The following is a 25,773-nucleotide window of genomic DNA, read 5'->3' as shown; positions in this document are numbered from 1 at the left end:
AAACTCTCAAATATAATTTAAAAAGTTGTCCATCGCTCAGCTAATCATTATCTGAATATCTGGCTTGGTTGTTTGTGTTTAATTCTTTAAAAAAGAATTTTTATAATTAACCTACTGTTTAATTTTCAAAGTTCATTTTTTCTTTTGTGTTTCGTCCGTTTCTTAAGGACAAGTAATACTTTACCATCATTTGAAAATAACGTCAATACTTTTTAAAAACTTTTTTCTATGTTTTTATTTATTTTATATGAAATTATCTCTTCTTCCCTCAAATTTCAACATTTTTAAACTATATACTTTTTTAATTCTTCCATGTTTAAATTTATAATTTCATTTAGTAATTGCTTTTTTTTAACTGGATCATCATATTTTTTCAGAATTTCATCTCTTAACTCACCTAGTAATTGTATATATTCTTCATAACTATCATCATAAACTCTTTCTAAATCTTTTTTTATCTTCGATGCTAATGATGGACTTTTTCCTGAAGTGGATACTCCTATAATAAGATCTCCTCTTTTAATGGTAGCTGGCACTATATAGCTAGATAATGTTAGATCATCTACTACATTTACAAGTTTATTTTTTTCAGCACAATACATGCCTATAGACTTATTTATATCTCTATTATTAGTAGCTGCAACAACAATAAAACTATTTTCTATATATTCTTCTTTATATTCATCTCTTATTAATTCAGTTTTGTTTTCTATATCTTTAAATCTTTCATCAAAGTCTAAAGATATAACCTTAACCTTATATCCAAAATCAATAAAGTTCTTTGCTTTCCTATAAGCTATTTTCCCACCTCCGATAATTGTTATCTCTTTACAATCTAAGTTCACCATAATAGGATAGTTCATTTTATAATTCCTTTCTATTCTTTTGATGTCTATTACTATTATATACCACCTAATTCTTTTTCTACCTCTTTTTGAACTCTTCCAAACGATATTTCTTTATCTTCTGCCCCTGTATATACGTACGCTTTAGTTAAGTCTTCAACCGTACTCTCTAGTTCTTGCATAAATTGAGTATATGCAAATTCAAATTTAGGATCACTTTCATCTTTTCCAAAAACACTATAAACTAGCGATTCTATCATTTGATCCATACCCCATAATTTAAGATGTATGAGCTCGTGAATTACTAAAGCTTCTAAATTAGTATGTTTTCTGTTGAAATTATTTATCATCAGAACAGCTTGTTTTACATCTCTATCTATCTTTATATCTCCACTTTTTCTCCATTCTTTATCAACTAACTCAATTTTAATATCCCAATCTCTAATTCTAAGAATATCTTGCCACTTATTCAAATATTGTTCTACTAAATCTTTCTTTAATTCCATAAATACTTCTCCTTTTTAATTATAAAAATAAATAACTTTAATATATTTATTTCTATAATCAAAAAGGAGTACCTCTATTTTTATTGTAGAAATACTCCTAACTAATAACTATTTATTATATTAATATATTTATATTAAATAAAATTTTTTTCAAACTCATCTATACAATCTTTTAGTAAAGTAGCACTATACGCCATAGAAGGTCCTCCTCCAAATCCAACTGCAACCATAGCTGCTTCCATTATTTCTTCTCTTGTAGCTCCAAGCTCTAATGCTGCATATGTATGACAAACTATACAATACTCGCAACGATTATATATACCTATCGCTACACTTATAAGCTCTTTTGTTTTAGTAGTTAAAGCTCCTTCTTTATAACCAGAGTTTAAAAGCCCCATAAATGCTTCTACATTTTCTTGGTTTGTTTCACTTATAGCCCCTAATCCTTCTTTAAATGAATTTAATATTCCTCTTACGTCTTTTTTCATGTTAAATCCCCCTTATGTTATAAGCCCTTAAAAATAGTTAGTATACTAACTTTATTTGTAAATTATACTATTTTAAAATATAACATGTAAAGGATATACATTTTTACTCCTATTTTTATTTATTAGACATATAGAAAAAAACTATAAACTTAACTATGTGTGTAAACAATATTGCTATGAAGTTATAAAAGTCTATAAATTAAAAAAAGTGTTGAATAGAAAATTTCTATTCAACACTTTTGATTATAAGTTATGAGCAGCCTTTAAAGCTTCATAACTAGCTTTTATAGTTTCATCTATTATCTCATCTGTGTGAGCATTAGATAAGAACATTGCCTCAAATTGAGTAGGAGCAAGTAAAATGCCTCTATTTAATAGCTCCTCGAAGTATTTATTAAACATAGGTACATTACACTTAGTAACATCATCATAGTTGTTTATTGGTCCTTCTGCAAAGAATAAGCAAACTAAAGATCCAGCTCTATTTACAGTGTAATTTAATCCAAGTTTTTCAACATTTGATCTTAAACCTTCTTCTAGTTTTATCGCTTTTCTTTCTAATTCACTATAAACTTCTGGTCTATCTCTTAATATTTCTAAGTTCTTTTTACCCATGTACATAGCTAATGGGTTCCCTGATAAAGTACCCGCTTGATATACAGGTCCTACAGGAGAAACCATATCCATAATTTCTTTTTTACCACCATATGCCCCTACAGGAAGTCCAGCTCCTATTATTTTCCCGAAGCATGCCATATCAGGTTCTATTCCATAATATCCAACTGAACTGTTGTAAGCTAATCTAAATCCAGTTATAACTTCATCAAAAATTAAAACAGTTCCGTATTCTTTAGTTATATCTCTTAAAAATTGTATAAATTCTTTTTTACCTGGAACAACTCCCATATTTCCTGCTACAGTCTCTAGTATAACAGCAGCTATTTCATTACCATGCTCTTCAAACATAGCTTTAGTAGCTTCTATATCATTATATCTAGTTACTAAAGTATCTTTTACAACATCCTCTGGTACTCCAGGACTTGTTGGTACTCCATATGTTATAGTTCCTGACCCAGATTTAACTAAAAGTGCATCTGAATGTCCATGATAACATCCTTCAAACTTTAATATTTTATTTCTATTAGTATAAGCTCTTGCTACTCTTAACGCACTCATAGTAGCTTCTGTTCCAGAGTTTACCATACGAACTTGGTCTATTGCAGGATAAGCTTCAACTATAAGCTTAGCCATATCAACTTCTATAGCTGTTGGAACCCCATAACTTGTACCTTTTTTTACAATTTCTTCAATTCCATCTACTATTTCTTTTGGGCTGTGACCTAACATAAGTGGTCCCCATGAACATATGTAATCTATATATTCATTTCCATCTACATCATATATTTTACATCCTTCTGCTCTATCTATAAAAACAGGGTCTAATCCTACTGATTTAAATGCTCTAACTGGGCTGTTTACGCCACCTGGGATGTACTTAGTTGCTTCTTCATATATTTTTAGTGACTTTTCATTTTTTCTCATTGGTGTTACCCCCTAATTAATTTAGCTATATCTTTTGCAAAGTAAGTTATTATTATATCTGCCCCAGCTCTCTTTATAGACATAACAGCCTCATATATAGCTGATTCATTTAATAACCCTTCTTTAACTGCAAGTTTTAACATAGAGTATTCTCCACTTACATTGTATGCTACTAATGGTAAATCAAAGTTATCTTTAACTCTTCTTATTACATCTAAGTATGATAATGCTGGCTTAACCATTAACATATCTGCGCCTTCTAATACATCAAGTTCAGCTTCTATTAATGCTTCATTTGAATTAGCTGGATCCATTTGATAAGTTTTTCTATCTCCAAATGATGGAGCTGATCCTGCTGCATCTCTAAATGGTCCATAGAAACTAGATGCATATTTAACACTATATGACATTATAGCTACAGTTTCGAACCCTTGTGCATCTAAACCTTCTCTCATAGCTTGTATTCTTCCATCCATCATATCAGATGGAGCTACCATATCAGCTCCAGCTTTTGCATGACTTACAGCTATTTTAGTTAAATATTCTAAAGTTTGGTCATTGTCTACATATCCTTTTTCAGTTAATATACCGCAATGACCATGACTAGTGTATTGGCACATACAAACATCTGTAGTTACACACATATCAGGATCTATTTCTTTTATTTTTCTTATAGCCTTTTGAACTATTCCATTATCATTGTATGCTTCTTTTCCAAAAGGATCTTTTTCATCTGGTATCCCAAATAATATAACATGTTGAATTCCTAAGTCTTTTATCTCTTTTATTTCTTCTTCTAATTTATCTACAGAAAAATGATATACTTCTGGTAAAGATGGTATTTCTTCTTTTATGTTTTCTCCTTCTACTACAAATAAAGGATATATTAAATCATTTACATTTAATACTGTTTCTCTCACTAAATCTCTTATTGCAGCACTGTTTCTTAATCTTCTTGGTCTTCTTAACATTGTAATTTCCCCCTAATTAATTATTTGTCTTCTATAATACAATTTATTAAATCATTTATAGTATAGTTAGTCGGCTCTTTATAAACCTTTAGTCCTAACTCTTTAGCTGTATTGCTAGTTATAGGTCCTATAGATATTACCTTAGTATTTTTTAGTTTATCTATATTGTCTACGCCTATTATATCAATAAAATTAGAAACTGTAGACGAACTTGTAAATGTAATATAATCTACATTATTTTCATTTAACAAAGCTATTATTTCTTCTTTATACTTATCTTCTATTTCAGTTTTATAAGTATGTACTTCTTTTACTGTACATATTTCACTTAATTTATCTACTAAAAAGTCTCTTGAATTCGCACCTCTTGGTATTAAAATGCTATCATTACTGTTTAGTTTATTTTTTAATTCCTCATACATAGCTTCTGCTACGAATTTTTCAGGCACTATATCTGCTATTATCCCTCTATGTTTTAGTTCTTTAGCTGTAGCCGGTCCAATAGCGCATATTTTTATATTAGCTAACTTTCTTAAATCTAAATTCATTTCAGCCAGTTTATCAAAGAATATATTAACTCCATTTTGACTAGTTAAAATTAAGTAATTATAATTAGAAATATTATTTATTTCATTTTCTAACTCTTTGTTGTCATCTACTTTTTCTATTCTTATTGTCGGTATTTCAATTGGATTACCTCCTAAATCCATTATCTTAGCAACTAAACTACTGCTTTGATTTCTAGCTCTAGTTACTAAAATATTTTTTCCAAATAGAGGTTTTTTCTCAAAGAAGTTTAGTTTTTCTCTTAGGCTTACCACCTCACCTACAACAATAAGAGTTGGAGGTTTAACTCCTTCTTTCATAGCTACATCATATATATTTTCTAGGCTTCCAGTAACTACTCTTTGATTATATCTAGTAGCCCAACTTATAAGCGCTACAGGAGTATCTTTTGACTTTCCTTCTTTGATTAATTTGTTACTTATCTTTTTTAGATTGGAAATTCCCATTAAAAATACTAATGTTCCTTCATTATTAGCTAATGCATTCCAATTAAGTTCATCATTTTCATCATCTTTTAAATGACCTGTTATAACATGAAAAGAAGATGCATAATCTCTGTGAGTTATAGGTATACCTGCATAACAAAGACCTCCTATTGCAGATGTTATCCCTGGAACTACTTCAAATTCAATTCCATTATCTAAAAGGAATTCAGCTTCTTCTCCACCTCTACCAAATACATATGGGTCTCCACCTTTTAGTCTAGTTACAGTTTTACCTTCTTTAGCTTTATTTGTTATAACTTCATTGATTTTATCTTGCGGTAAAGCATGGTTGCTAGATGCTTTCCCTACATATATAAACTCGCAATTTTCATTTGCTTCTTTTAAGTATTTTTCATTTGCCAACCTATCATAAACTATTACATCAGAGTTTTTTATACAATCCATTCCTTTTAATGTCATAAGTTTATAATCGCCAGGGCCTGCTCCAACTAAATATACTTTACCTTTCATAAGACTTAAACTCCTTCGAAATTAATTTGGCTAGCTCAATTCCTACTTCTCTAGCTTGAGACACTTTACCATTTATAGTTTTCGTTATAATTTTATTACCTTCTTCATCTCCATATAATCCAGTTAATACTATGTCATCACCATCTACTTTACAGTGTGCTCCAACTGGAATATGACAGCTTCCATTTATTCCATCTAAGAATCCTCTTTCTGCTTCAACTTGTATCTCAGAAGTCTTGTCTGCTATACAACTTAATATATCTTCTATGCTTGAGTCTCCTTTTCTTATTTCTATTCCTAATGCTCCTTGAGCTGGAGCTGGTATAACTATATCTTCATCTAAGTAACAAGTAATTTTTTCTTCTAGACCTGCTCTTATAAGCCCTGCTGCTGCAAGTATTACACCACAAAGATTTTCACCTTCAATCTTTCTCATTCTTGTCTCTATATTTCCTCTTATAGGAACTATTTCTAAGTCTGGTCTATGATTTAAAAGCTGATATTTTCTTCTCTTGCTTCCGCTACCTATTTTAGCTCCTTTAGGCAAATCATCTAAAGATTTGTATCCTTCTTTTAAAATTAGGACATCCCTTATATCTTCTCTCTTAGGTACTCCTGCAAATTTTAATCCTTCAGGTAAGCTCGAAGGCATATCTTTCATACTGTGAACAGCTATATCGATTGACTTATCTAATAACTGTTGTTCTATTTCTTTAACAAATAAGCCCTTATCGCCTATTTTATCTAGAGATACATTTTGAATTAAGTCTCCCTTAGTTTTTATTATCTTAACTTCAAACTCTATATTCGGATGAAATTTTTTCAATTCATTTATAACCCAATTAGTTTGAGTAAGAGCTAAGTTGCTACCTCTGCTTCCTACTATAACTTTCATACCTAATCTCCTTTTGCCCATATTTATTATAAGTCAAACAGCTCTTCTACTATTTTTATATATTCCTCTTGCTTTCCACTATCTTTTATTTGCTTTAAATTTATTATTGGTTCTCTTACAAGTCTTTTAAGTGCAGAAGTTAACATCTTATCTATTATTTTTTTCTCTCTGCAATTTAAATCAAGTTTTCTATAGATATAATCTAATGTATCCTCTCTAATATCTGAACATTTATCATTTAAAGATTGTATTGTTGGATCTATTTTTATAGTATCTAACCATTCATTAAATTCTTCTATCTTTTCATCAATAATTAATTCTCCAATAGATGCTAATTCTCTTCTTTTTTTGTCATTTGCTTCACTTATTTTTTTTAAATCGTCAATATCATAAACTTCAATATTTTCAAATTCATTTAAGTTTTTATCTATATCTCTTGGTAGAGCAATATCCATCATTATTAACTTTTTTGAAGTTTTCGGCATTTCATCCTTCTTTAAAACTGTATGAGGAGATGCCGTAGCACTAATAACTATATCTACTTTGTCCATGACTTCATATCTATCTTCATACTTAATAGGAATTAAATTTTTATATTCATCTTGTATGTTTTTTAATTTTTCATAACTTCTATTAGTTACGTATATATTGTTTAGTTGCTCTTCTTCTAAGTGTTTCATCGCTAACTTACTCATTTTTCCAAGTCCAATTACTAAAGCATTTTTATTTTCTAAAGATCCCATCTTTTCTTTTAAACATTTAATTCCAATATAACTTATAGATAATGGTTGATGTGAAATCTTTGTTGTGGTTTTTATATCTTTTGAAACTGTTACAGCTTCTCTAAATAATTTATTAAATACTTTTTTACTTGAACCTAATTGTCTTGCAAAATCATGTGCATCTTTAACTTGTCCTAAAATTTGATCTTCACCTAAAACTAGTGAATCTAGACCTGCTGAAACATTAAATACATGCTTAATGGCTTCTTTTCCAGTTTTATTAAATAAAAATTTTTCTATATTTTCTACATCGAAAAAGTCTTGGTAGAAGTTTTTTACAACTTCTACCTTATCTAAAATATTATTTGAGTATATATATACTTCACTTCTATTGCATGTAGATAATATAATAGCTTCTTCTATTCCATTGTCTAGTAAAAAATTTATACCTTCAATTTTTTGTGTATCTGTAAAAGATACAATTTCTCTTATGTTTATAGGAGTATTATTGTGATTAACTCCCACTACTGCAAAATCCATAAAATCCTCCAGATTTATCCTACCTTAGTATTCTCCTTGTTTACTAAAATCGTGGAAAAATAAGATATTTTATTTTCTAAATCAATCTCTTTTAAATCATTATACACCACTTCATTTTCTTGAGATGAATTACTAACTAATATAGAATATTCTAATAAATTGTTCTTTTCTAACTTATCAACTATATTTTTAAAGTTTTTATACACTTTCATTAAAACTATTGAACTGTAGTTTTCTAAAGCGTAATCTATCTTTTCTTCATCTATAGTGCATGGTACTATTATTAATGGCTCTTTATCCATGACTAACGGGAAATTTTGATTTGATGCAATATTTGAAAATGATGAAATACCAGGTATAGTCTCAACATCAATTTTGTCTATAAGTCTTTCCATGATATATACATATGTGCTATATATCATAGGATCACCTAAAGTTACAAACCCAACATTTTTGCCATTTTTAACATCTTCTACAATTTCATCCGCTACTCTATTCCAAGCAATTATTTTTTCACCATCATTAAAATTCATAGGAAAATGTCTTTGCTTGATTTTAAGCTGTTCTGGCAAATACTGTTCTACTATGCTTAATGCTAAACTGCTTCCTTCTCTCTTTGACTCTGGTGTGTATAATATATCTAATTTTTTCATTGTATTTACTGCTTTTACTGTAACTAATTCACTATCTCCAGGTCCTGTTCCGATTCCATAAAACTTAGCCATTTTAATTTCCTCCCCCATTTAAAGCCTCTACACAATCTAATGCATGCTTTACAAATTTATTTTGAATTGCTTCATTTTCTCCTAATCCCTTTAAGTGTATTTCTGTTTTAAATCCATTTTTTATTAATATTGAATTCCAAGAGTCATCTTCATCTCCGGCCATATCATTTATTGCATGATCTCCTGCAACCAACATAAAAGGCATTAATCTTACTTTTGAAACTTTATCTTTTTTAAGATTTACTATAACTTCATCTATTTCAGGGTACCCTTCAACAGTCCCAACATATGCTTTAATGTTTTCTTGTTTTAGCATATAATCTAATGCTGGGTAAGCACTATGAGCTTCATGTTCAGTTCCATGTCCCATAAGAACAATAGCTTCATCTTCTTCTAATTTTGGTATTTGTAACTTTAAAGCTTCTACTGTTTCCTTATAATCGTCAATTTGACTTAAAAGTGGTCTTCCTAATGTTATTTTTTCAAACTTATCATCATATTCACTTATTTGTTTTTTTAACTTTGTATATTCCTCACCACAAATTATGTGTAAAGTTTGAACTATTACTTCTTCATATCCCTCAGCATATAATCTATCCAGTGCTTCTATTGGATTTTCTATGTGTATTTTATCTCTATTTTTTAATTTTCTTATTATCATATTTGATGTAAACGCTCTAAAAAAATCATATTCTTTAAACGCTTCTTTTATCTTGCGTTCACATACCTCTATAGTTTTTTCTCTTGTTTCTTTGTAACTTGTCCCAAAACTAACAACTAAAATTGCTTTTTTCACTTTTAATCCTCCACTATGAAATTCGTTATATTTTCTATTTCATTAACTACTGTCCTATAATCAATCTTTTCTCTTACTATAACTACTACAGGTATATTTAAATTCTTAGCTGCATTCACTTTTTCTAAAAATCCACCTTCTATACCACTTTCTTTTGTTATAACTAAGTCTATATCGTAGTGTTTATACATTTGCTCGTTTATAGCTTCACTAAAAGGTCCCTTCATAGCTATTATATTATCTGCATTCAACCCTACTTCTTCACACATCTTAATTACATCACTTGTTGGTAAAACTCTTGCTACTATATTTTTATTTTTAAGATTTTTTACGAACTCGCCTATAGTTTTACTTCCCGTTCCTAAAAATATATTACTACCTAGTTCATTTGCTTTTTGATAAGCCTCTTCAACACTTTTTACTTCTACTACTTTTTCATAATTTAAATTATCTAAAAGAGATTTTCTTTCATATCTCAAATATTTTATTCCTAAAAAATCTGAAACTTCGATAGCATTTTTTGATACTTCTATTGCATATGGATGCGTTGAATCTATCACTAAACTTATTTTGTTATCTTTCATAAACTTAGTCATATAGTCTCTATCCATTCTCTTAATTACTATATTTTCAGCATATTTACTAGCTAAGTCAGCTCCATAGTTAGTAGTTACAGAAACTATATAATCTTTTTTTAGACTATTTAGTAGATTACAAACTTTTATGCTATCAGATGTTCCTCCTAAAACTAAAATCATATATTATAACCTCTAGGCGTTATCATTAAGTCTTCATGTATAAAAGTAGATTTGTTCCCTATAATAACCATAGTAGTCATATCAACTCTTTCAAAATCCATAGTTTCAAATGTGCATACAAATTTTTCTTCTTTTTCTCTTCCTACATCTTTTACAATTCCAACTGGAGTTTTTCCATCTTTAAATTCACTCATTATTTTAAATGCTTTATTTAAATGTTCACTTCTTCCTTTACTTCTTGGATTATATAGACAAATTACAAAATCAGCTTCTGCAGCTAATCTTAACCTTTTTTCTATAACTTCCCAAGGAGTTAATAAGTCACTTAAACTTATATGGCAAAAATCATGCATTATCGGTGCTCCTAATATTGCTGCTGCACCTATACTAGCAGTCACTCCTGGAACAACCTTTACTTTTATATCTTCTTCTTGTGTTGTTAATTCTAATATTAACCCTGCCATACCATATATTCCTGCATCTCCACTACTTATTACAGCAACATTTTTTCCTTGTTTAGCAATTTCTACTGCTTGTTTACATCTATCTATTTCTTGTCTCATTCCATTTTGTACTACTTCTTTATCTTTAATAAATTCAGTAACTAAATTTATATACGTTTTGTATCCAACTACAACATCACTGTTTTTCATAGCTTCTATAGCTTCAACAGTCATCATATCTTTACTTCCAGGTCCTATACCTATTACATAAATCATACGCTCAATCTCCCTATCGAAAAAGTTATTCCCTTATATTTATGTTTTTCAACTATAAGGTTTTTATTGCTTAATATATAGGCTACTGGTTCCGCTACACAGTAAACACCTATGCTCTTTTTTACAAAATCTGATTTCTGAAATTTATGTTCAATCTCTTTAATTTCTTCTATAGTAATAATTTCAAAAGGTATATTTAATTGCTTAGCTAATTCAATAATTCCTTTTTCATCTTTCTTAACTTCTACGCTTCCGATTTTTGCTATAGATTTTTTATCTAAATTAAATTTATTTAATAAATCTTCTAATGCAGTCTTTATATCATCATAAGCTGTATCTCTTCTACATCCCATTCCTATTACAATATCTCTAGGAACAACCTTTATAATTCGTTCATCTTCAATTTCCGTTGCACTTTTATTAGTTATATAAATAATTTTATCTAATTTATCATGCCTATGGAATCCATTAATATTTTTAATGGTTATTAATCCTCTAGTATCAACGTTATAATCTCCATCTATAAAGACTCCAACGCTTCCATCATTTACTAATAATGAATTAACTTCTTTTACATTTTCTCTAAAATTATCTATATGTGCATTTAATTTTTTAGCTATCATATCTAATGAAGTTTTTCCATTTATATCGGTGGCTGTAGTTATAACTGGATTTGCTCCTATAAGGCTGCTTATATAGTTTGTCATTTCATTTGCTCCACCCATATGACCACTAAGTAAACTTATTACATTTTTACCTTTCTCATCTATTACTAGTATTGCTGGGTCATCAAATTTACTTTTTATTTCATTTGCTATAGACCTCACTACTATACCTGTAGCCATTATAAATATTAAAACTTCATAATTTCTAAAAAGTTTTGGCATAAAATCGGATAGCTTACCTTCTATAACATTTAATGATTGTGTATTTTTATCTAAATTATATAAAAGCTTTTCTGTTATATACACATCTCCATCTTCCATAATATTTCTTACATTAATAGCTAAATTCATAGCATTTTTTGTAACACATATAAAAGCAATTTTACTTTCTATATTCATGTTTAAAATCCTTGTCATATAACTTAGAGTTTTTATATTCTTCACCTAAGAATTTACCTACTAATATTAATGCTGTTTTACTTATTTCATTTTCTTTAACTTTTTGTGCTATAGTTTCTAAAGTTCCTTTTACAATTTTTTCTTCTGGCCAAGTAGCTTTATAAACAACAGCTATAGGTGTATCCATTGGATATCCTCCTTCATGTAATCTCTCTACTACTTTTTCTATATCATGAACTGATAAAAATATAGCCATCGATGTTTGGTGCTTAGCAAAAGATTCTATACTCTCTTTTTCTGGAACCGGAGTTCTTCCTTCCATTCTTGTAATAACTACACTTTGAGATATTTCTGGAACAGTATACTCTACTCCTAGTGCAGATGCCGCTCCTAAGAAAGAACTAACTCCAGGTGTACAATCATACTCTATTTCTAAGTTTGCTAATTCTTCAACTTGCTCTCTTATAGAACCATATATTGAAAAATCTCCAGTTTGAAGTCTTACTACCTTTTTATTACTTTGTATTCCATCTTTCATAACATTTATTATTTGATTTAAATCCATTGATGCACTATTATGAATTTCACAACCTTCTTTACAATATTCTAGTAAAGCTGGATTTACTAATGATCCTGCATATATAACTACATCAGCTTCACTTAATAACTTGTATCCTTTTAATGTTATTAAATCCTTATCTCCTGGTCCTGCTCCTACAAAATGTACTTTATTCATAATCTTACTCTCCCTTTTTACAAGATATTATATATATTGGATTTAAAGGTTTGAAATACTCACCTTTTCCTAGCGGTTCTAATTTTGCTACATTTAGCATAGTAGCTTCTATATCTTCAAAACCTAATTCTTTTAACATATTTAAAGTTTTATAAAAAGTATCAATTATTATGAAGTTAGCTACTAAAATTCCTTTTTCATTTAGATTTTCTTTAGCCCAGTTTAAAATTTCATTTAAGTTAGGTCCGCTGCCTCCAATAAATATTGAATCTACTTTTTTACCTATATCTATAGGTGCATATCCTTTTATAACTTCTACATTATTTAGATTAAATTTCTCTATATTTTGATTTATTAATTCAATAGCTTTATCTTTACATTCTATGGATATTACATCAATATTTGGGTAGTTATAAGCTACCTCTACACTTACACTCCCTGTTCCTGCCCCAATATCTAAAAATGTATGCTTATTTTTTAAATCAAGCTTGTTTATAGAAATTGCTCTTACTTCTTCCTTTGTTATTGGGACATTTCCTGTTATAAATTCACTATTTTTCATCGAGTATCACCACTACATTCATATCAAATTTTTCTATCTTTAAAATTTCCTCTGGAGGTGCTGTAGTAATTCTTTCATTTTCATATGATAAATTTTCACCTACAACCATAATCTTTTTTAAATTCCTTTGTAGTATTTCTTTAGCGATTTCATTTGGACCTATTTTATTATCAGTTACCATACATACTTTTTTATGTTGTAATATATAGTCAAAGTTAGGAATTTTTCCATGACTACTAGTTATATATAAATCATTCATATCAGTATGTATCCTTGAAAATATATATTGCATAGAACTTATACCCGACACAATATTTAAATTTTTATTATCTATATTTTTAGATAAGTACTTTCCTATACCATATATAGATGGATCTCCTGATGCTATAATAGATATATTTTTATCCTTATTTGCTTTTAGATAATCTACAATTTCTTTCAAGTTACTCCCTAGTTCAATCTTAGTTCCTTCAAAATCGTTTACACTATCTAAATTTCTTTTTCCACCTATCAATATCTCTGAGTTATATATTAACTTTTCTCCTAATTTAGTGCAGTATCCTATGTTACCAGGCCCTAGCCCTATAATATTAATCATAAAATACCTCCTTTAAATCGCCAGCTTTTTTCGACTCTCCTAACAGTTTTTTCTCCATAGAAAAAATCATTACCTCAATATCTATTTCATCATCATTCATATATATATCAATTCTTTTTTTACATTTTTCAGAAAGTATGTTATAAATTTCTTTATATTTTTTATACTTATCATCTTCTAATATTTCTATAAATTCTTCTGTTGTTAAACATTCATTTACCTTATTTATCAATTCAAAAGGCGCATTCATTAAAGCTAAATTTGCTATTAAAATTTCATTTCTAGCATCTGCAACTTTGCTATGTGTATTAAATATTCCGCCAGCTATCTTTACATATTTGCCTAAATGTCCAGCCATTAGAATTTTTTTAAATCCAATACGTTGAGCTTCTTTCAACATATATCCAATAAAATTACTGGTCCTAACTATATACTTTGAATCAATACCTAAGCTTTCTTTTATAAACATTTCTCCATGGTTACCTGGTACCAAAATAACTTTATCCATTCCCTGAGCTTTTTTCATCTCTAGTTCTATTGATAAAGATTTTTTCCATCCTTCATCACTCATTGGCTCAACTATACCCGTTGTTCCTATTATAGATATACCTCCTACAATTCCAAGTCTTGGATTAAAAGTTTTTTTCGCAATAGTTTCTCCCTCTGGGGCAAATATAGTTATTTTAACTCCCTTTGTATCTCCTATTACTTTTCTAACTTCACTTTGTATCATGGATATAGGCGTTTTATTTATTGCAGCTTTTCCAATTTCTATTCCTAAGCCTTTTTTAGTTACCCTTCCAATCCCAATTCCACCATCTATTATTATTTCATTCGAATCAATAAGTTCAGCTTTAGCATATATATGCATTTTATGAGTTGCATCTATATCATCGCCTCCATCTTTTTGAATCGAGCATTGTGCAAAAACATTGTTTATATCTACATTCTCTACTTTTAAATTTAATGGAATTCCCTTGGGGGTATCTATATTTACAGTTTCTAATGTTTCCTTAGTTAAAATCATATATGTTGCAGCTTTAGCTGCACCTGCTGCACATGATCCAGTAGTATATCCTCGTTTGTATTTTTTTCCATCTATATAAACATATTCTTCCATAATATCGTCCTTACATAGAGTATAGTATTGCATTTATTATTGCTGCTGCTAAGTTGCTTCCACCTTTTCTACCTTTTGATATTATGTAAGGAATATCTGTTTTTTCTAACTCATCTTTAGATTCAGCTGCTCCTACAAATCCTACAGGTACTCCCACTACAGCTTCAACATTCAATTCTTTTGAATTATGCATTTCTATAACTTTATATAAAGCAGTTGGTGCATTTCCAAGTACAAATATTTTTTTACCTTCTTCTTTTGCTGCAACTTCCACCGCTGCCATAGATCTTGTTATACCTTTTTGTTTTGCAAAATCCGCTACTTTTTCATCACTTACAAAACATTTGTACGTACAACCTAATGCATCTAATCTTTTTTTATTTATGCCACTTAAAGCCATGTTAGTATCAGTGTATATAGTTGCATTTTCTTTCAAAGCACTTATAATACTTTCCACTACATCTTCAGATATTTTTAATATATCTAAATACTCGAAGTCAGCAGTTGTATGTATAGCTCTTTTTATTATTTTTTCTTCTAGCTCATTTTTAAATTCGTATTCAGGTCGTATCTCATCAATTATGCCTTGAATTATTTCAAAACTCTTAGTCTCTATCATCATAGGATTTTTAATGTATTCCATAGTTATTCACTCCTAAGTCCCCCAGCTATTATATTTGCTGTGTATATTTTTTTGTATTTTTTATCTATTTTCTTCTCTACTATTTTTTCTACTATTTTACTTTCATCCATATCACATTCAAGCAATATACCTATAACTGTCCCACTATGAGCTATATTAACGCCACAAGCCCCATACTCTTTTGAAATATCCATTATTTCACTTAAGTATTTTTTCTTATGAATATTTTCATTTGCAACACTACTTATATTGCATGCTTGTCCTATTAAATTTAAATCATTATTCTTTATTCCTTGTTCCAGTAGCTTAAAGGCATATTCAATTATGTACTTATTTTGTCTTTTAAGTTTTGTGTAATTTTCCTTTTTTCTTATGTGCTTAGTGCTTAATTTATCATTGGGCTCTAATATCAATACTTTTCCAGTATTGAAACATCCCAATTTTTTTACAACACTTGCATCTAACGGATTAAATATAGTGTTTTCTTTTAGATATATAGAATCTGTAGGTTCAATTTTTGTTGCAAGCTTTGATATATCATACTCACTTAAATCTCTTCCTATAAGGTTTAGTGTTGCTCTTATGGTAGCGCCTATATCTGCAGTAGAACTTGCCATACCTTTGCTTATAGGTATCTCGCTTTTTATATCTATAGATATATTTTTTGAGTCATTCTTAGGCAAATTAAAATATCTAAATACCTCTTCCATAGCTTTTCTTGCTTTTAATGGTCCTCTATTTACATCACTAATTTTTTCTTCTAATGTCACTTTAGAAAATCGATTAATTGCATAAGATGATAAGTATTCTTTTTCTTTTATCATACCTTGCACAAACTCTCCACAAGATGCTGGGCATATTCCATATGATTTCATCCTATTCTCCTAGAATTTTATTTAATTGGTTTAATATTTTTTTATTTTCTGAATGACTTTTTATCGCTATCCTAATATAACTTTCATCTAAATTTCTAAAATTAGATGCATCTCTAATGAGTATGTTTCCTTCTAGAAATAATTTTTCTTTTAATTTACTTGCTGTTGTATTTAACAATTTTATTAAGATAAAATTTGTATTTGTATCATAAACCTTAATTGCTTTTATATCTCGTAATTTTTTTAAAATATATGCTCTCTCTTTTATAAAAAATTCTTTGCTATTTTTGATATATTCTTCATCTTTAAATATATAATTTGAAATAATATCTGCAAAAGAGTTTATAGTCCATGGTTCTTTAATTTCATACATCTTATCTAAAATGTTTTGATTACTACAAACTCCATACCCTAGCCTTATACCTGGAATTCCAAAAAACTTAGTTATAGCCTTTATTATAAAAATATTTTCATTTTCTTTAATATGTTTTATGAGACTATAATTTTCTTCATGTTCTGCAAATTCCATAAAAGTTTCATCTACTATAAGCAATTTATTGTGCTTTTTTAGAAGTTCTACTAGTGAACTTAAATCATATGTTTTTCCAATAGGATTTGATGGATTACATATAAATAAACTATCAAATTTATCTATGTTTTCATTTATATAATTTAAATCAAGTTCAAAATTGGTATCCTTATTTAGATATAAATTTAAAACTTCTAGCCCACTTAAATTTGCGCTTCTCTCATATTCTGAGAAAGTTGGGTTCAAAATAGCTATCCTTTTACCTATACTTTTCATTAACAGATATATTATTTCAGTAGCTCCATTTCCTGGTATTATATTACAGCTATCTACATTTAAATATCTAGCTATATTTTCTCTCAGGCTTTTATAGCTTATATCAGGATATTTATTGCATACGCTTAGCCCTTCTAATATATATTTATCTAAATTTGGTATTAAATATGGATTTATATTAGAACTAAAATCTATAATATCTTTTGGATTTTTTTTATAAGCTCTACACATATCTTCTACGTTTGCTCCATGTCCAAGGTCTTTCATGATTTCCACCCTCTATCTTAAAGTACTATATAAGTAATTATTGAAAATATAACTAAAGCTATAAATGACGTCAAATACATTATTTTATTTGTTCTTAATATATCTTCAGCTTCTAACTCTCTATCTTTATCCCCTATAGTAGGTTTATAAACCTTTTCTCCAAAGTACATGTTTGTTCCTCCTAGTTGTACTTCTAGAGCACCTGCTACTGCACCTTCTGCATATGCACAATTTGGACTTTTGTGGTTTTTTCTATCTCTCATAGCTATTTTGATACTTTTTTTAGAATTAAATCCTAATATAAAACTTGCTATCATCATGAAAAATGGTGTTATTCTAGCGGGTATAAAGTTTGCTATATCATCAATCTTTGCAGATGCAAATCCTATGTCTCCATACTTTTCATTTTTATATCCAACCATTGAGTCTAATGTATTTATAGCTTTATAAGCCATTGCAAGAACAGGTCCTCCGATAAAGCCATACATCATAGGTGAAATTATTCCATCTACTGTATTTTCAGCTACAGTTTCAACAGTCGCTCTTATTATTTCATTTTCACTTAAACTGGTTGTATCTCTTCCAACTATATAAGATAGTTGTTTTCTAGATTTTTCAATATCTCCAGTTTTTAAAACTTCATATATTTTTTTTGCTTCATCCGCTAAACACTTTGTTGATAATGTTGTATATAATATTATTGATGCTATAATCACATAAAAAATATTATTTATACAAAGTAAATTTAAAATTAAACCTGTTACTAATGCTGTAAATCCTACTGTTATAGTCCAAAGTAGGAAGCCCCCTATTTTTAATTGATTTTTTGATTTGAAAATTTTTCTTATTTTTCCTTCTGTAAACCTTATAAGGTCTCCAATAAATCTAACTGGATGTGGAAAAGAATATGGATCTCCTATAATCAAATCCAGTAGATACGCTATAACCATTACTAAAATTATTAATTTACTCATTTCTATCACCTATAAATTTTATTATTGAATCTAAATTATTATAAAAATGAGTATGTAAATATGTAGCTAAGGTATTCCCTTTTGAATATCCTCCATCCCATTCATCTACAATTTTATCGCCTCTTTTTTTAATCATTTTATAGGCACAGTTTTCATCACTTTTAAATTCTGAGTGATGAAATTCATGTCCTTTTATAATCTCCCCTTCATTGGAAAGAATTGTATCTTCCTTAGCTATCCCATCACAGTATCCAAACCTTTTAAGTGAACTTGTCATTTCGCTAGTTCCTTTAAATATTCCTACCATATTATAAATATTTTCATCTGAATCTTTCAGCTTTTCCCCTAAATACATAAGCCCACCGCATTCAGCATATATAGGTATATTTCTTTCATGTGCTTTTTTTATAGATAATCTCATACTTTCATTTAAATGCAACTCTTTTGCAAATATTTCTGGGAATCCACCTCCAATGTATATGCAATCAGCCTCAGGAACCTTTTTATCGTTAAGAGGACTAAATTTCACAATTTCAACTCCCATATGCTCTAATAATTCTATATTTTCTTTATAATAAAAGTTAAATGCTTTATCATAAGCTATAGCTACTTTTTTATTTTCAAACCTTGGTAAATCTTTTAAATCAAAATTGCTTTTTACTGATTCACTTTCTGAAATTTCAATTAGTCTATCTATATCTATGTATTTTTCTATCTCATCTCCTAAATCACTAAATTTTTCTTTTAAAGATTCCATTTCAACACTTGGAATTAAACCTAAGTGCCTAGACTCTAAAGAAAATTTTTCATTAGGTGGAAAATAACCTAATACTTCAGTATTACAATATTTCTCTATAGCTCCTTTTATAAGTTCATAGTGACCTTTTGTTTTTACATTGTTTACTACTACACCTTTTATATTTACATTTTTATCTAATTCTTTATATCCAAGAACCATAGCTGCTGCTGAAGAAGACATAGCCTTTCCATTTATAACTAATATAACTGGAGCCTTTAATAATTTAGAAGTATATGAACTTGTACATGCATCTAAATCTATACCAAATCCATCATACAATCCCATAACCCCTTCTATTACCGATATATCAGCTTCCTCTGATGCTTCATTTACTATATATTTAATTTTTTCATCTTCCAACATATATGAATCTAAATTTCTTGAGTCTCTCCCAGTTATGAATGTGTGATACGATGGGTCTATATAATCTGGTCCCACTTTATACGGTTGCACTTTTAAGCCTCTTTTAGTTAGAGCTTGCATTATTCCCAGTGAAATAGTAGTTTTTCCAACTCCACTATTTGTTCCTGCTATCAATATTTTTTTCATATTATCACCTAACCATTTATAATCTCATATATTTTTTCCATATCTAAACATTCTCTTAGTATTTTTGCTAACTTGTCATACTCTTTATTTTTAAATTCTTCAAATGAAGTTATAGAACTTTTATTTTCTTCTAATCCTTTATTCTTCCTTATTGAATTTAATATTTCTCTTGTAAAACTAGCATCATCAAAAATACCGTGAATGTACGTTCCAACTACATTTCCTTCTTCATTTATACATCCCTCTTGATATGAAACATTATCTTCTAATTTTTTAGTTATTGTTAGTAGTGATTTTCCTTTTATATCCGTTTCACCCATATGTATTTCATATCCCTTTACACTAATATCGCTTAATGAATTTAAGTATCCATTTAAATCTTTATTTATAATAGCTTCAACTTGAGTTGTAACTTTTTCTTTTTCAAATTTAGTTTCTATATCTAAAAGTCCGATTCCATCAATCTCTTTTATAGATCCCTCTATACCTTCCGGGTCATATAATTTATTACCTAAAAGTTGATATCCTCCACAAATTCCAAATATTAATTTTCCTTGTTTTTGTAAATCTTTTATTTGCTTATCTAATCCACTTTCTCTTATATAAATTAAATCTTCTATTGTATTTTTACTCCCCGGTATTATCACCATATCTGATTCTGATAAAGACTCCCCTTTTTCTATGTATCTAATACTTACATCTTCTTGTATCTCTAGCATATGCATATCTGTAAAATTCGACATGTACGGTGTTCTTATTATCTCTATATTCACATCATTCTTTTTAAATTGTTTTTTAAATCTATCTGTTACACTGTCTTCATCTTCTATGTTTAAATCACTATATGGAACTACTCCTAGGACAGGAACTTTTATAATATCTTCTAGCATATCGATTCCCGATTGTAAAAGTTCTACAGTTCCTCTAAATTTATTGATGATAACACCTTTAACTCTTTCTCGTTCTTTTTCTTCTAATAAAATCATTGTTCCAGCTATAGATGCAAACACTCCCCCTCTATCTATATCAGCAACTAATACTACAGGTGCATCTGCAATTTCAGCCATTCCCATATTAGCAATATCTCTATCTTTTAAATTGATTTCTGCACAACTTCCTGCTCCTTCTAGAACAATTACATCGTACTCATCACTTAAGTCTTTATAAGTTTGTTTTAGCATTAAGGCTAGGTCTTCTTTATAATCGTGATATATACTAGAACTTACGTTATCAAGAACCTTTCCATTTACTATTACCTGGCATCTATTTTTACCTGATGGTTTTAATAAAATTGGATTCATTCTAACATCAGGTTCAATTCCAGCTGCCTCAGCCTGAGTAACTTGTGCTCTCCCCATTTCTAATCCATCTTTTGTTATGTATGAATTTAATGCCATATTTTGAGATTTAAAAGGTGCTACACTATATCCATCTTGTTTTAGTATTCTACATAATCCAGCGGCTAAAGTACTTTTACCCACATTAGAAGCTGTTCCTAAAAACATTAATGATTTACTCATAATAAAAGTTTCCTTTCCAATTTGTATTGTTTTGCAATACCTATAAGTCTAAATTTATAGTTTCTTGCACTTTCTAATAACTGTAATTTCCTTAATTGCAAAAAAGACCTATCCAGAATGGATAGATCTTAAAAAAGTATATACTTAACCAATTTTAAAATCCTTCACCCCGAAGACTTTATTTCCATAAACTAGGCAGGTCTCCTGACTCAGCTTCATCCTAGTCCTATTCCTTCCCGTAAAATCACAGTGGTGTCTAATAGTTTCGTCAGCATTACAGTAGCGGGGGCTGCAAAGGATTCTAACCTTTTTCCCTATTAATCTTTAATGAAGAACCTAATTTATGTCTATTTTTATGATGTTTTTATATATGTTTGCCTATGTATTTATGTTAAATATAAAGTATTATTTAGTGTATGAATTACAGAAAATCCATCTACTATGTCTATAATACTAACTGATGCATTATCTATTTTAAAATTCCAGTGATACTCATGTGTATTGCCAATTAAATAAGAAATGATATTTCTTATTGTTCCTGCATGAGCACATATCAAAATAGTTTTACTTTTATTACAATCCAATATATGATTTATTTCTTTACAAACTCTGTTATAAGAATCTACTAAACTTTCACCATTTGGATATTTGTATTCAAATCCATTTTTAATTATTTTTTCAAATTCTTCTCGAAAATTACTTTTTATATATTCAAAGTTCATTCCTTCAAAGTCTCCAAAACTAATTTCTCTAAGATTCTCACTCTCAACAATGTCTAAGCTTTTTAATTTAGCTATATCCTTTATCGTATTCTTAGTTCTAGTAGATGTAGTTGTATATATACAATCAATATTTTCTTTTTCTAACAATTTATTTAGCTTAAGTATTTGTTGTTTACCCAAATCACTTAATTCACTATCTATATGTCCAGATAAGTTTCCATCTATATTATCCTTTGTTGTCGCATGTCTTACTAATATAAGCTTTGACATAATCTCACCTCTTATTTTAATCCAAATGTCAAATATATAAATATTAAATATACAACCTCAACAAGTTCGGATGTACATCCAAGTATGTCTCCTGTTATTCCATCTATTTTTGAATATATATACTTAACAAAACATCTAGTAAATATAATCATAACTGGTATAAATGTTATTACTTTAATTATACTTATTTCATCTAAATTAAATAATATTGAACCTATAAATGCTACTAATATTGCTGTATATGCTATCCCAATTAAAATCATATTTAAAGTTGGCTTTCCTATAAAAACATTCCCCATACCATTTTTTCTTGGTGTTACACTTTTATAGGAAGCTATTACAATAGCCATTCTTGCAAATACAGGCATAAATATTAAGTTATATAAATTTCCTGATTCTACAATAGAATATACCAACCCAAGTTTCATAAGAATCAAAAACAATACTGATAGCATTGCATTAGTTCCCAATCTTGAGTCTTTCATTATTTCTAATATTTTTTCTTTATCTCTGTAGCTGTATATTCCATCAAATGTATCCCCTACTCCATCTAAATGTAATCCTCCTGTTAATACAACAGTTGCTATTACTATATTTACAGATGTTATATAGCTATCAAATACTAAACTTGATACTAGTCCAACTATAAAGTATAAAATTCCAAGCACAAATCCTACTAAAGGAAAGTAGTACATAGTTTTATGAAATTCATCATCAAATCCTATATCGACTCTAATTGGAATTCTAGTTAAAAACTGTAATATTCCTATAAATCTTTTCATATTACTACTCCTTAATTTTCATAGGTATCCCACTAACAACAAAGTAAACTTCATCAGCACATTTAGCTATATACTGATTTATTCTACCTACTATATCAGAATATACTCTACAAAGTTTATTATCAGGTACTAAGCTCATTCCTAACTCATTTGTTACTATTACAAAGTATAAATCTGTCTTTTTAATTTCATTTATTAACATTTCAATTTGATGTTTTATATACTTTTCCATCTCATTAGTTTCTTCTGGCGTGCATTTATCAAAATCTATTCCATAGTCAAATATTAAATTATTAACTAATAGTGTTACACAATCCAAAATAACAGTTTGATGTTTATTACCTAAATTATCTATTATCGAATATATATCTTTAAAAATTTCATAAGTTTCCCAATTACTCGGTCTACTTTCTTTATGTTTTTTAACTCTATCTTTCATCTCCTCATCAAAAGGAGTAGAAGTTGCTATATATGCTGTTGAATTTTCTCTACTTATACATAAACTTTCTGCAAAACTACTTTTTCCAGATCTAGATCCACCAGTAACTAAAATTAACTTACTCATAAATTTCACCTTCTTATTTTCCTATGTCTACTTCATCAGTTGTTGCCATATTTTTATATGCATAATTTGCAGCTTCTATAATATTGAATGCTAATGCAGAACCACTTCCTTCACCTAATCTCATATCCATATTAAGCATAGGATTTAACTTTAATATTTCTAAAGCCTTAGCTGCCCCTGCTTCTGCTGATGTATGTGACGCTATCATATACTCTTTAACCATAGGATTTATAGTGTATGCTATTAAAGCTGCTGCATATGATATAAACCCATCAATAACTATTGGAGTCCTATTAGCAGCACAAGCTAAAATCACGCCTGCCATTCCCCCTATTTCAAAACCTCCAACTTTAGATAGTATATCAACTCCATCTAATTTATCTGGTTTGTTTAATTCAATTGCTTTTCTTATCGTGTTAGCTTTATGAGCTACTCTATCTTTTTTAAGTCCTGCTCCTATTCCTGTAACATCTATAGGATCACAATCAGCTATAACAGAAACTATAGCGCTACTTGGAGTAGTATTACAAATTCCCATTTCTCCTATTCCTATAAGGTTATATCCTTTTTCTATACTCTCACTTGCTACTTTTATCCCTATTTCTAAACATCTAATGGCTTCTTCCCTAGTCATAGCCGGACCTTTTGCCATATTAGAAGTTCCTTTTCTAATCTTATAATCTATAACTCCATCTAATTTTTCATCTGTATTTATTCCTAAGTCAATTGCAATAACATCAGAATTTACAAATTTAGATATAGCTCCTACTCCACATACCCCTTTAGTAAAGTTTGGAAATTGAAGTCTCGTTATTTTCTGAGGGTCTGGTGCTACACCTTCTTCATATACTCCATGATCTCCTGCAAAAGCAATCACTATTTTTTTATCTGTATCAAAATATTTTTTTTCAGTTATTCCTGCTATTTGTATACATATATCTTCTAATTTTCCTAAGCTCCCCACAGGTTTAATTAATTTATCTAATCTATCTTTCGCTGCATTCATATGTAATTCACTTAATGGTTTTATGTTGTTTATCGTCTGTTCTAAAGTTTTCATGACTACCTCCTTAAATTACAATAAAAAAAGACTTAACTCAAGAGTTAAGTCTTTAAATATGTCATAAAAATATTTTAAGATTTAAATTCTTCACCCCGAGAACCTAGTTATATAATATACTAGGCAGGTCTCCTGACTTAGCTTCTTCCTTGCTCTAACCTTCCCGTAATTTTAACAGTGGTAAATAGAGTTCGTCTGCATCACAGTAGCGGGGACTGTAGAGGGATTACACCTCTTTCCCTATTAATCTTAAATGTAAGAACCTATATATATTTAAGTTATTTAATTTTGTTTTATTGATATTATGTATAAAAAATCTCCCCACATACAACTAATTCTACATTAGTGTACATAAATCCTTTATTTTTTAATTATAAATATAAAAAAAGATTACGTGGCTACGTCCTACTCTCCCAGGCAGCTTCCCACCAAGTACCATCGGCGCTAAAGAGCTTAACTTCTGTGTTCGGAATGGGAACAGGTGTATCCTCTTTGCTATAATAACCACATAATCTTTATGGAGCTAGTGATAGGAATCGAACCTACAACCTGCTGATTACAAGTCAGCTGCTCTACCGTTGAGCCACACTAGCAACTAAGTTTTAATGCTTTGAAAACTGAATAACATTTGTAAGATTAAATAATCTTGGTCAAGTCCTCGATCTATTAGTATCGGTAAGCTACATACATTGCTGTACTTACACCTCCGACCTATCAACCAGGTAGTCTTCCTGGGATCTTACCCTTACGGTGGGAAATCTTATCTTGAAGTTGGCTTCGCGCTTAGATGCTTTCAGCGCTTATCCATTCCGTACATAGCTACCCAGCCATG

General features: G+C 29.1%; 27 protein-coding genes, 1 tRNA gene, 2 rRNA genes and 2 riboswitches. All 30 genes read right to left on the bottom strand.

Going from position 1 to position 25,773, the window contains the following annotated elements:
- Nucleotides 1-284: 284 nt before the first annotated feature.
- Nucleotides 285-863, bottom strand: coding sequence for a precorrin-2 dehydrogenase/sirohydrochlorin ferrochelatase family protein (locus tag ACRDDE_RS04145; protein WP_438625715.1), 579 nt, complete (start codon nt 861-863; stop codon nt 285-287).
- Nucleotides 864-901: 38 nt separating this feature from the next.
- Complete coding sequence (locus ACRDDE_RS04140; RefSeq protein WP_247012206.1) at nt 902-1,351, bottom strand: hypothetical protein; 450 nt, start codon at nt 1,349-1,351, stop codon at nt 902-904.
- A gap of 134 nt (nt 1,352-1,485) precedes the next feature.
- The gene (locus tag ACRDDE_RS04135) at nt 1,486-1,839 is read right to left on the bottom strand and encodes a carboxymuconolactone decarboxylase family protein (RefSeq protein ID WP_438625713.1); all 354 of its coding nucleotides are present in this window, start codon (nt 1,837-1,839) and stop codon (nt 1,486-1,488) included.
- Nucleotides 1,840-2,082: 243 nt separating this feature from the next.
- Nucleotides 2,083-3,381 carry a glutamate-1-semialdehyde 2,1-aminomutase gene (gene hemL, locus ACRDDE_RS04130; RefSeq protein WP_021428147.1) on the bottom strand — a complete coding sequence of 433 codons (1,299 nt, stop codon included), beginning with the start codon at nt 3,379-3,381 and terminating at the stop codon, nt 2,083-2,085.
- 5 nt (nt 3,382-3,386) lie between these two features.
- Nucleotides 3,387-4,352, bottom strand: a complete 966-nt coding sequence (gene hemB, locus ACRDDE_RS04125) for a porphobilinogen synthase (RefSeq protein ID WP_438625711.1) — start codon at nt 4,350-4,352, stop codon at nt 3,387-3,389.
- 20 nt (nt 4,353-4,372) lie between these two features.
- The gene (gene cobA, locus ACRDDE_RS04120) at nt 4,373-5,875 is read right to left on the bottom strand and encodes a uroporphyrinogen-III C-methyltransferase (protein WP_438625709.1); all 1,503 of its coding nucleotides are present in this window, start codon (nt 5,873-5,875) and stop codon (nt 4,373-4,375) included.
- A complete protein-coding gene (hemC, locus tag ACRDDE_RS04115; protein WP_438625708.1) occupies nt 5,865-6,770 on the bottom strand; it encodes a hydroxymethylbilane synthase in 906 nt (301 codons plus the stop codon). Before hemC ends, cobA begins: the two co-directional genes overlap by 11 nt.
- 26 nt (nt 6,771-6,796) lie before the next feature.
- Complete coding sequence (hemA, locus tag ACRDDE_RS04110) at nt 6,797-8,032, bottom strand: glutamyl-tRNA reductase (RefSeq protein WP_438625706.1); 1,236 nt, start codon at nt 8,030-8,032, stop codon at nt 6,797-6,799.
- A gap of 14 nt (nt 8,033-8,046) precedes the next feature.
- Nucleotides 8,047-8,757 carry a cobalt-factor II C(20)-methyltransferase gene (locus tag ACRDDE_RS04105; RefSeq protein WP_114542728.1) on the bottom strand — a complete coding sequence of 237 codons (711 nt, stop codon included), beginning with the start codon at nt 8,755-8,757 and terminating at the stop codon, nt 8,047-8,049.
- Nucleotide 8,758: 1 nt separating this feature from the next.
- Nucleotides 8,759-9,553, bottom strand: coding sequence for a sirohydrochlorin cobaltochelatase (locus ACRDDE_RS04100; RefSeq protein ID WP_438625704.1), 795 nt, complete (start codon nt 9,551-9,553; stop codon nt 8,759-8,761).
- 2 nt (nt 9,554-9,555) lie between these two features.
- Entirely contained in the window at nt 9,556-10,311 is a 756-nt protein-coding gene (locus ACRDDE_RS04095; RefSeq protein WP_438625702.1) for a cobalt-precorrin-6A reductase, read from the bottom strand.
- Entirely contained in the window at nt 10,308-11,030 is a 723-nt protein-coding gene (gene cobJ / locus ACRDDE_RS04090) for a precorrin-3B C(17)-methyltransferase (protein WP_114542730.1), read from the bottom strand. Before cobJ ends, ACRDDE_RS04095 begins: the two co-directional genes overlap by 4 nt.
- Nucleotides 11,027-12,094 carry a cobalt-precorrin 5A hydrolase gene (gene cbiG / locus ACRDDE_RS04085; RefSeq protein ID WP_438625700.1) on the bottom strand — a complete coding sequence of 356 codons (1,068 nt, stop codon included), beginning with the start codon at nt 12,092-12,094 and terminating at the stop codon, nt 11,027-11,029. The genes cobJ and cbiG overlap by 4 nt, the downstream gene beginning before the upstream one ends.
- Nucleotides 12,078-12,830 (bottom strand): cobalt-precorrin-4 methyltransferase, encoded by a 753-nt coding sequence (locus ACRDDE_RS04080; protein ID WP_035119020.1) that lies wholly within the window; start codon nt 12,828-12,830, stop codon nt 12,078-12,080. Before ACRDDE_RS04080 ends, cbiG begins: the two co-directional genes overlap by 17 nt.
- Before the next feature lie 4 nt (nt 12,831-12,834).
- Nucleotides 12,835-13,392: a decarboxylating cobalt-precorrin-6B (C(15))-methyltransferase gene (locus tag ACRDDE_RS04075; protein WP_438625698.1), complete on the bottom strand. Its 558-nt coding sequence runs from the start codon at nt 13,390-13,392 to the stop codon at nt 12,835-12,837.
- Complete coding sequence (locus ACRDDE_RS04070) at nt 13,382-13,990, bottom strand: cobalt-precorrin-7 (C(5))-methyltransferase (protein ID WP_021431534.1); 609 nt, start codon at nt 13,988-13,990, stop codon at nt 13,382-13,384. Before ACRDDE_RS04070 ends, ACRDDE_RS04075 begins: the two co-directional genes overlap by 11 nt.
- The gene (cbiD, locus tag ACRDDE_RS04065; RefSeq protein WP_438625696.1) at nt 13,983-15,110 is read right to left on the bottom strand and encodes a cobalt-precorrin-5B (C(1))-methyltransferase CbiD; all 1,128 of its coding nucleotides are present in this window, start codon (nt 15,108-15,110) and stop codon (nt 13,983-13,985) included. Before cbiD ends, ACRDDE_RS04070 begins: the two co-directional genes overlap by 8 nt.
- A gap of 10 nt (nt 15,111-15,120) precedes the next feature.
- Nucleotides 15,121-15,753 (bottom strand): cobalt-precorrin-8 methylmutase, encoded by a 633-nt coding sequence (locus ACRDDE_RS04060; RefSeq protein ID WP_438625694.1) that lies wholly within the window; start codon nt 15,751-15,753, stop codon nt 15,121-15,123.
- A 2-nt stretch (nt 15,754-15,755) separates the two neighbouring features.
- On the bottom strand, nt 15,756-16,628 hold the full coding sequence (locus ACRDDE_RS04055) for a GHMP family kinase ATP-binding protein (protein ID WP_438625693.1): 873 nt from the start codon (nt 16,626-16,628) through the stop codon (nt 15,756-15,758).
- 1 nt (nt 16,629) lies between these two features.
- Complete coding sequence (locus ACRDDE_RS04050) at nt 16,630-17,700, bottom strand: pyridoxal phosphate-dependent aminotransferase (protein ID WP_438625691.1); 1,071 nt, start codon at nt 17,698-17,700, stop codon at nt 16,630-16,632.
- Nucleotides 17,701-17,717: 17 nt separating this feature from the next.
- The gene (gene cbiB / locus ACRDDE_RS04045) at nt 17,718-18,674 is read right to left on the bottom strand and encodes an adenosylcobinamide-phosphate synthase CbiB (protein WP_438625689.1); all 957 of its coding nucleotides are present in this window, start codon (nt 18,672-18,674) and stop codon (nt 17,718-17,720) included.
- The gene (locus ACRDDE_RS04040; protein ID WP_438625687.1) at nt 18,667-20,022 is read right to left on the bottom strand and encodes a cobyrinate a,c-diamide synthase; all 1,356 of its coding nucleotides are present in this window, start codon (nt 20,020-20,022) and stop codon (nt 18,667-18,669) included. The genes cbiB and ACRDDE_RS04040 overlap by 8 nt, the downstream gene beginning before the upstream one ends.
- A gap of 8 nt (nt 20,023-20,030) precedes the next feature.
- Nucleotides 20,031-21,542, bottom strand: coding sequence for a cobyric acid synthase (locus ACRDDE_RS04035; RefSeq protein WP_438625685.1), 1,512 nt, complete (start codon nt 21,540-21,542; stop codon nt 20,031-20,033).
- 177 nt (nt 21,543-21,719) lie between these two features.
- Nucleotides 21,720-21,897: riboswitch (cobalamin riboswitch) on the bottom strand.
- Between the two features lie 31 nt (nt 21,898-21,928).
- Nucleotides 21,929-22,534 carry a histidine phosphatase family protein gene (locus ACRDDE_RS04030; RefSeq protein WP_438625684.1) on the bottom strand — a complete coding sequence of 202 codons (606 nt, stop codon included), beginning with the start codon at nt 22,532-22,534 and terminating at the stop codon, nt 21,929-21,931.
- An 11-nt stretch (nt 22,535-22,545) separates the two neighbouring features.
- A complete protein-coding gene (gene cobS / locus ACRDDE_RS04025; protein WP_438625682.1) occupies nt 22,546-23,316 on the bottom strand; it encodes an adenosylcobinamide-GDP ribazoletransferase in 771 nt (256 codons plus the stop codon).
- A 4-nt stretch (nt 23,317-23,320) separates the two neighbouring features.
- Nucleotides 23,321-23,881 (bottom strand): bifunctional adenosylcobinamide kinase/adenosylcobinamide-phosphate guanylyltransferase, encoded by a 561-nt coding sequence (cobU, locus tag ACRDDE_RS04020; RefSeq protein ID WP_257440438.1) that lies wholly within the window; start codon nt 23,879-23,881, stop codon nt 23,321-23,323.
- A gap of 13 nt (nt 23,882-23,894) precedes the next feature.
- Nucleotides 23,895-24,941 carry a nicotinate-nucleotide--dimethylbenzimidazole phosphoribosyltransferase gene (cobT, locus tag ACRDDE_RS04015; RefSeq protein WP_438625680.1) on the bottom strand — a complete coding sequence of 349 codons (1,047 nt, stop codon included), beginning with the start codon at nt 24,939-24,941 and terminating at the stop codon, nt 23,895-23,897.
- Between the two features lie 106 nt (nt 24,942-25,047).
- A riboswitch (cobalamin riboswitch) is annotated at nt 25,048-25,223 on the bottom strand.
- A 110-nt stretch (nt 25,224-25,333) separates the two neighbouring features.
- Nucleotides 25,334-25,450: ribosomal RNA gene (gene rrf / locus ACRDDE_RS04010) — 5S ribosomal RNA — on the bottom strand.
- A gap of 9 nt (nt 25,451-25,459) precedes the next feature.
- A tRNA-Thr gene (locus ACRDDE_RS04005) sits at nt 25,460-25,534 on the bottom strand.
- Between the two features lie 53 nt (nt 25,535-25,587).
- Nucleotides 25,588-25,773, bottom strand: a 23S ribosomal RNA gene (locus ACRDDE_RS04000); the annotation flags it as partial.

The sequence above is a fragment of the Paraclostridium sp. genome, assembly GCF_051656405.1.
Classification (GTDB): Bacteria; Bacillota; Clostridia; order Peptostreptococcales; family Peptostreptococcaceae; genus Paraclostridium.
The sequence above is the reverse complement of the archived record's forward strand: the minus strand, read 5'-3'. Positions and strand labels throughout refer to the sequence as shown.

Coding starts and splice junctions, on each gene's coding strand:
- ACRDDE_RS04050 (WP_438625691.1), bottom strand. CDS start 17,700: ATGAAAGACCTTGGACATGGAGCAAACGTAGAAGATATGTGTAGAGCT.
- ACRDDE_RS04145 (WP_438625715.1), bottom strand. CDS start 863: ATGAACTATCCTATTATGGTGAACTTAGATTGTAAAGAGATAACAATT.
- cobS (WP_438625682.1), bottom strand. CDS start 23,316: ATGAAAAGATTTATAGGAATATTACAGTTTTTAACTAGAATTCCAATT.
- ACRDDE_RS04075 (WP_438625698.1), bottom strand. CDS start 13,392: ATGAAAAATAGTGAATTTATAACAGGAAATGTCCCAATAACAAAGGAA.
- hemL (WP_021428147.1), bottom strand. CDS start 3,381: ATGAGAAAAAATGAAAAGTCACTAAAAATATATGAAGAAGCAACTAAG.
- ACRDDE_RS04035 (WP_438625685.1), bottom strand. CDS start 21,542: ATGAGTAAATCATTAATGTTTTTAGGAACAGCTTCTAATGTGGGTAAA.
- ACRDDE_RS04055 (WP_438625693.1), bottom strand. CDS start 16,628: ATGAAATCATATGGAATATGCCCAGCATCTTGTGGAGAGTTTGTGCAA.
- ACRDDE_RS04105 (WP_114542728.1), bottom strand. CDS start 8,757: ATGGCTAAGTTTTATGGAATCGGAACAGGACCTGGAGATAGTGAATTA.
- cbiG (WP_438625700.1), bottom strand. CDS start 12,094: ATGAATATAGAAAGTAAAATTGCTTTTATATGTGTTACAAAAAATGCT.
- ACRDDE_RS04060 (WP_438625694.1), bottom strand. CDS start 15,753: ATGGAATACATTAAAAATCCTATGATGATAGAGACTAAGAGTTTTGAA.
- ACRDDE_RS04140 (WP_247012206.1), bottom strand. CDS start 1,351: ATGGAATTAAAGAAAGATTTAGTAGAACAATATTTGAATAAGTGGCAA.
- cobA (WP_438625709.1), bottom strand. CDS start 5,875: ATGAAAGGTAAAGTATATTTAGTTGGAGCAGGCCCTGGCGATTATAAA.
- cobJ (WP_114542730.1), bottom strand. CDS start 11,030: ATGATTTATGTAATAGGTATAGGACCTGGAAGTAAAGATATGATGACT.
- hemA (WP_438625706.1), bottom strand. CDS start 8,032: ATGGATTTTGCAGTAGTGGGAGTTAATCACAATAATACTCCTATAAAC.
- ACRDDE_RS04040 (WP_438625687.1), bottom strand. CDS start 20,022: ATGAAAAAAATATTGATAGCAGGAACAAATAGTGGAGTTGGAAAAACT.
- ACRDDE_RS04030 (WP_438625684.1), bottom strand. CDS start 22,534: ATGTCAAAGCTTATATTAGTAAGACATGCGACAACAAAGGATAATATA.
- ACRDDE_RS04070 (WP_021431534.1), bottom strand. CDS start 13,990: ATGATTAATATTATAGGGCTAGGGCCTGGTAACATAGGATACTGCACT.
- ACRDDE_RS04080 (WP_035119020.1), bottom strand. CDS start 12,830: ATGAATAAAGTACATTTTGTAGGAGCAGGACCAGGAGATAAGGATTTA.
- hemB (WP_438625711.1), bottom strand. CDS start 4,352: ATGTTAAGAAGACCAAGAAGATTAAGAAACAGTGCTGCAATAAGAGAT.
- cbiB (WP_438625689.1), bottom strand. CDS start 18,674: ATGAGTAAATTAATAATTTTAGTAATGGTTATAGCGTATCTACTGGAT.
- ACRDDE_RS04095 (WP_438625702.1), bottom strand. CDS start 10,311: ATGATTTTAGTTTTAGGAGGAACATCTGATAGCATAAAAGTTTGTAAT.
- cobT (WP_438625680.1), bottom strand. CDS start 24,941: ATGAAAACTTTAGAACAGACGATAAACAACATAAAACCATTAAGTGAA.
- ACRDDE_RS04135 (WP_438625713.1), bottom strand. CDS start 1,839: ATGAAAAAAGACGTAAGAGGAATATTAAATTCATTTAAAGAAGGATTA.
- cobU (WP_257440438.1), bottom strand. CDS start 23,881: ATGAGTAAGTTAATTTTAGTTACTGGTGGATCTAGATCTGGAAAAAGT.
- cbiD (WP_438625696.1), bottom strand. CDS start 15,110: ATGGAAGAATATGTTTATATAGATGGAAAAAAATACAAACGAGGATAT.
- hemC (WP_438625708.1), bottom strand. CDS start 6,770: ATGAAAGTTATAGTAGGAAGCAGAGGTAGCAACTTAGCTCTTACTCAA.